Raw genomic sequence first — 5388 nt, 5'->3', positions numbered from 1 at the left:
TATAAGCTATAAGCTATAAGCTATAAGCTATAAGCTATAAGCTATAAGCTATAAGGAAAGGTCCGTTAAGTTACGAAACTTATAAGTCTCATAGGTACGGTAGCCGAACAACTAACAACTAACAACCAACAACTAAATAAAAGCCTGAATTATGCTATATAGTTCAGGCCTTTTATTTGATGAATTATCAGTTAGAGAGTGCGAAATTTATGGGCAGGTTATAAGCTACTCTTACAGGTTGTTTATTTTGCACCCCAGGTTTCCATTGAGGTGATTTCGACAGAACACGCATTGCTTCTTCATCACATCCACTTCCAATCCCTCTGACAACCTTGATATGCGATAAATCACCGTTCCTTTCAATAACAAAACTTAGAATTACCTTTCCCTGGATGCCGTTTTCGGCGGCCATGCCGGGGTACCTGAGATTTTTCCGAAGGAATTTTATAAAAGCTTCTTGTCCGCCAGGGAATTCCGGATATTTTTCAATTGCATGGATAGGAAATATGGCAGTTTCTGAGGGAGTTTCTGTTACTCCAGTTCCTGCCGGAACTCCATTTGGAATTTCAACGGGATTAATACCCTTAGTATCAGCTCCGGCCGCTGTTACAGTACTTACTACAGATTTTGCAATTTCAAACTGACTTGGCGGTTCGATATTAGCTTTATCTGCCGGTGCTACTACCATTTCTGTGTACTGAATACTTTTAGGAGGTATTTGCTTGGCGGGAGGTAATTTGGCCGGCGGCGCAACGGGCTTTGGGTCGAGGATCTTCGTCAAGCTTACTTCTACCGGGTCAGAAAGTTGTGGGACTTCGATGGCGGGCATACTACCCGCCATTTGCCCGTAAACCCAGGGCAGAATGATAGCCGACGAGAACAGTATACAAGCATACAAGAATGCCTTTGTCGTTGTCTCGTTGTTATGCTTCCTTAATTGATAAGCACCATAAGTTTTGTTACGGTTTTGGAATACAAGATCCAGCCACTGGGTCTTGTATAAATTTTCATTGAAATTTATCATCGGTTCAGCTATTAGGTTAATTATCTAATTGATGATAAAATGAGAGAAATTCCATAACTGGTTGCCGATAGATAATTCATAAGAGCATAGCCATCTGCCTATCTTTTTAGTTGCTTAATTTTAAGTATAATAACTACGTTTTCATATTGCCTGTGATTCCATGTTGATGTCCCATCAACAAGATCCTATATGGGGACATTACGCTGGCATCTTCAACATCATTTTCTATGAAATTCCTTGTTGGTGTCACACCAACAAGGTGTAAAATGCGATTGACCCAGTTGGTGTCTTCACCAACTTTACCTCAGAATAAAATGGATTTACTCAAATTATATTTCTATACAGCTACAATTCTAAACTGGACTCCCATATTAAAAACTGATCATATGAAGAATATCATCACCCAAAGTTTGGAGTTTCTGACCCTAAAAAATAAGATCCGGGTTTACGGTTTTGTGATCATGCCAAATCATATGCATCTGATCTGGAAAAACCTTGAAATGAACGGAAAAGAATTCCCGGATGCAAGCCTGTTGAAATTTACGGCCCATCAATTTAAAAAGGAATTGAGTTCCAAAAAATACATCTTAGATAATTTTCTTGTCAGAAAGGCAGACCGTCAATACCAGTTTTGGCAACGAGGGTCCTTACCTGTTGAAATACTTAATAAAGATATGTTTGTGCGAACACTGAATTATGTTCATTCAAATCCGTTGCAAAAGCATTGGAATCTTGTTGAAGATTCTAAACTTTATGAATATTCATCGTGTTCTTTTTACGAGCAGAGTGATAAGAGATATCGGTGGTTAGTTGATTATAGGGAGGATTTTTAACGTACTTGGTGGTGAAGACACCACCGCATATTTCAACAATCAGCAACGTTGTTGGTGGGACACCAACAACGAAACCCACCAGCAACGAAATCCACCAGCAACGAAACTCGCCATGACGATGCCTTGTTGGTGTCTCACCAACTAGGTTAAATGCGCACGATTTTATCTTGGTATCTTCACCAACGTCCCTGAATCACAAGATTTCTGCCACTACAAAAGTGCTTCCACCTACGAAAATGAGGTCATTCTGTAAAGCATCCGTTTCAGCTGCTTTCAGCGCGGAAACGACACTTTCGTAACTATTTCCAATTAAGCCGAATACTTGAGCTTCTTCCCTTAACTCCCGAGCAGGTTTTGCTCTTGGGATATCCGGACTGCAGAAATAATAGGTAGCATTTTGGGGAAGTAACCCGAGAATTTTATTTATGTTCTTGTCGCTAACCATCCCAATAACTATATGAAGCTTAAGGTAATCTTGATCGTTAATATTTTTTAAAACTTCCCGGATTCCTTCTTCATTATGCCCTGTGTCGCATACGACAAGTGGTTTTTGTTTCAAAACCTGCCATCTTCCTTGCAATCCGGTAAGATCTTTTACTTGTCTTAGGGCTGTTCTAACATGCTCGTCGGAGATACTGAATCCGGCTTTTCTTAATTCAATGACAGAGCTCAATACCGTCGCAAGGTTCTTTACCTGGTATGATCCTGTTAGGTCTAAACTGATAGCCATTGACTCTGATTCACTCGTATCCTTTTTGTCTACCTTGAGGGCTAAAAGTTCATTGTTTACCTGGTTATTAGATTTCTTAATCAGCCATTCATCGCAGGCAAAGATTAACTCAGATCGGGTTTCTTTTGATTTGCTAAGGAATGTCTCTATCGTTTCCGGATGTCTTTCTCCAACGACAACAGGAACTCCGGGTTTAATTATTCCTGCTTTTTCCGAAGCGATTTTAGGTAGTGTATCTCCAAGGATATTAACATGGTCAAAGCCAATATTTGTAATAACCGAGACCAGAGGTGTAATAATGTTCGTGGAATCTAACCTGCCTCCAAGTCCGACTTCTATGACGGCTATATCAACTTCTTGCTGCGCAAAATACTGAAATGCCATAGCAACGGTGACTTCAAAGAAAGATGGATCGATTTCCTCGATGTTTGATCGCTGACTGTTCACAAAATCAACGACAATATCTTCAGGCATCATTGAGCCGTTGAGCCGTATGCGTTCGCGAAAATCCTTTAGATGCGGGGATGTGTATAAACCTGTTTTATATCCGGCGGTCTGTAAGATCGCTGCCAACATATGTGATGTAGACCCCTTACCGTTCGTTCCTGCAATATGAATGCTTTTGAAATCATCTTGGGGATTCCCGATTCGCTTACATAGCTCAATCGTGTTGGTTAGGTCTGCCTTTAAAGCTGCCGCACCGATCCGTGTAAACATGGGAAGCCGGTCGTATAAATAAGCGAGTGTATCCTGATAAGTTTGGAAAGGGGTGAAAGGCTGTGAAGAATTAAAGTTACTTGCGGCCATGTTAATTTCCCGTGCGGGAGAGGCTTATTTTACTTTGAAGTTAAACATAACCACGCCAATCTGAGTTTCAGGTGCCGATTCAAGTTTATTTAGAGAGGCACCCATTACGGCGACACGACATTTTTCCCATATAACTTTATCGGAAAGTGTAGTTCCTTTAACACCAGGGATAGCATTTACGACCAAGCCATTTTTGTCCACGAATATCCTAACGGCGACGCGGCCGTACTTTTGGCCATCATCTTTAGGAATATTAAGATTGGTAAATCTTCTGTTTGCCAATGAGAGCGCAACACCGCCGAACCCTGAACCACCATCACCATAATTCGGTGATAAAGGATCACCGTCCTTAGTTCCCTGATTTCCCGGAACGTCACCTGTTCCGTCACCGGCGCCCTTGCCGTCGTTTTTCTTACCCTTATAGAGAGCATTTTGATTAACAGTTGGCTTGTTCTCTTTGGTCGGTAAGCTTACAGAAGGCGATTTGGCTGTGGACTTTTCTTTTGTTGCAATCTCAGGGGCATCTTCAGCATCCTGTGTAACTATCGACTTATCCGTCACTTCAGACACCGGGTTTGATACATCCTGATTCTCAGTAACTTTATCCGGCGGAGTGTTATTTGCATCCGGCGCAGTCGAAGGTTCTTCTATACTCATGTAGTCATCGCCCATACCAATCACAGAGGTGCCGTAATTAACAATAATCCCGCCGGTGCCTATCTCTTCAGGCTCGACCTTACTCGCGATAATAAGGAAGCTTATAGCCAACAAAATCCCCATTATACCTGTTGATATAGCAAAGGCTTTAGGATAATTGTTCTCTTCCTGTCTTTGGTATTGCATTATTTTTTTGTCTCAGTAGCTAATACCAGCTTCACTTTCAATTTGTTCGCGATGTCTGTCAATTCTACAACATTCTCTATAGCAATAGTACGATCAGCGTACAAAATTATTGTTAGATCGGGAGATGCGCGCTGGTAAACTTCAATGCTTTTATAAAGATCCGCCAAAGCGACTGGTTGTTTCTCAACAAAATATTCAAGATCTTTTGTAATCGATACATTGATTGTTTTTTGAGGAATAGACTGGCCTGAACTTGATCTTGGTAGGAACAGTTTTACGACGTTAGGATTCGCTACGGCGGATGCTAATAGGAAGAACAGCATCAGAAAGAACATGATATCGTTCAATGCTGATGTATGTACCTCTACCGTACCGCGTTTTCTTTTTTTGAAATTCATTTTCCTGGCTCCTCCAACAAGTCGATAAATTCGATTGCATCTGTTTCCATTTTCAGGATTATCCTGTCCACCATAATATTAAGGATGTGATAAAGCACGTAAGCTATAATACCAATGATAAGCCCGGTAGCTGAAGTGATCATCTTTGTATATAGACCTCCAGAAATAGTACCAATTTCAATAATTCCCTTTACGGAAACTTCATGAAAGATGGTAATTACACCCACAATCGTTCCTACGAAACCAAGCATCGGTGCAATACCAGCAATAATACCCAGTATCCCTATGTTTTTCTCTAGCTTGGACACCTCTAGCTTACCAACATTTTCGATAGCGCCTTCTATATCTTTAATCGGGCGTCCAATCCTGACCAGGCCCTTTTCGAGCATTCGGCCAAGAGGAGTATTACTATTTCGGCAAAGCGCTAAAGCCGACTCCAGCCGGGCTGATTGTATGTTCTGTCTTACCTGCGACATCAGGTTCATTTCATCTTTGGAAGCCTTTCTGATGGTAAGGTAGCGCTCCACAAAAATTACCAGAGCTACGAAGGCAAGCAATCCTAGCGGTATCATTACCCAGCCACCCTTAAATAACAAGTCAATAAATCTTAATTCTTGTTCTGTTGGCATGGTTTGAACAGCTGCGGCCGCGGCAGCCGCTGTATCTTGAATGGGAGTAAGAGTATCAATCTGTAGTAAAAACATCTGTTATTGGATTTTCGTTGATTTATATATAGTAGTCCAGGCTTCCTTT

The 5388-nt window shown here is 41.3% G+C and carries 6 protein-coding genes; 1 reads left to right on the top strand and 5 read right to left on the bottom strand.

The genetic code is table 11. The features are described from left to right. Window positions 1-187 precede the first annotated feature (187 nt). A complete protein-coding gene (locus tag WKF69_RS02685) occupies window positions 188-1024 on the bottom strand; it encodes a TonB family protein (protein ID WP_340379342.1) in 837 nt (278 codons plus the stop codon). A gap of 386 nt (window positions 1025-1410) precedes the next feature. On the opposite strand from WKF69_RS02685, the gene WKF69_RS02680 reads away from it, so the two are divergent. After that, window positions 1411-1857, top strand: coding sequence for a transposase (locus WKF69_RS02680; protein ID WP_340379340.1), 447 nt, complete (start codon window positions 1411-1413; stop codon window positions 1855-1857). A 193-nt stretch (window positions 1858-2050) separates the two neighbouring features. On the opposite strand, the gene WKF69_RS02675 is transcribed toward WKF69_RS02680, so the two are convergent. Genes WKF69_RS02675 through WKF69_RS02660 form a run of 4 tightly spaced genes read right to left on the bottom strand, consistent with a single transcriptional unit; the run spans window position 2051 to window position 5339 of the window. Beyond that, entirely contained in the window at window positions 2051-3394 is a 1344-nt protein-coding gene (locus WKF69_RS02675) for a folylpolyglutamate synthase/dihydrofolate synthase family protein (protein WP_340379338.1), read from the bottom strand. A 24-nt stretch (window positions 3395-3418) separates the two neighbouring features. After that, window positions 3419-4237 (bottom strand): energy transducer TonB, encoded by an 819-nt coding sequence (locus WKF69_RS02670; RefSeq protein WP_340379336.1) that lies wholly within the window; start codon window positions 4235-4237, stop codon window positions 3419-3421. Further along, the gene (locus WKF69_RS02665; RefSeq protein WP_340379334.1) at window positions 4237-4635 is read right to left on the bottom strand and encodes a biopolymer transporter ExbD; all 399 of its coding nucleotides are present in this window, start codon (window positions 4633-4635) and stop codon (window positions 4237-4239) included. The genes WKF69_RS02670 and WKF69_RS02665 overlap by 1 nt, the downstream gene beginning before the upstream one ends. Further along, window positions 4632-5339: a MotA/TolQ/ExbB proton channel family protein gene (locus WKF69_RS02660; RefSeq protein ID WP_340379331.1), complete on the bottom strand. Its 708-nt coding sequence runs from the start codon at window positions 5337-5339 to the stop codon at window positions 4632-4634. Before WKF69_RS02660 ends, WKF69_RS02665 begins: the two co-directional genes overlap by 4 nt. Between the last annotated feature and the right edge of the window lie 49 nt (window positions 5340-5388).

The organism is Daejeonella sp., from assembly GCF_037719425.1.
Classification (GTDB): Bacteria; Bacteroidota; Bacteroidia; order Sphingobacteriales; family Sphingobacteriaceae; genus Daejeonella.
Note: the sequence above shows the minus strand (reverse complement) of the source record. Positions and strands in the feature narration are given on the sequence as shown.

Excerpts from the sequence above, each read along its gene's own strand:
- WKF69_RS02685 (WP_340379342.1), bottom strand. The coding sequence starts at position 1,024 with ATGATAAATTTCAATGAAAATTTATACAAGACCCAGTGGCTGGATCTT.
- WKF69_RS02680 (WP_340379340.1), top strand. The coding sequence starts at position 1,411 with ATGAAGAATATCATCACCCAAAGTTTGGAGTTTCTGACCCTAAAAAAT.
- WKF69_RS02675 (WP_340379338.1), bottom strand. The coding sequence starts at position 3,394 with ATGGCCGCAAGTAACTTTAATTCTTCACAGCCTTTCACCCCTTTCCAA.
- WKF69_RS02670 (WP_340379336.1), bottom strand. The coding sequence starts at position 4,237 with ATGCAATACCAAAGACAGGAAGAGAACAATTATCCTAAAGCCTTTGCT.
- WKF69_RS02665 (WP_340379334.1), bottom strand. The coding sequence starts at position 4,635 with ATGAATTTCAAAAAAAGAAAACGCGGTACGGTAGAGGTACATACATCA.
- WKF69_RS02660 (WP_340379331.1), bottom strand. The coding sequence starts at position 5,339 with ATGTTTTTACTACAGATTGATACTCTTACTCCCATTCAAGATACAGCG.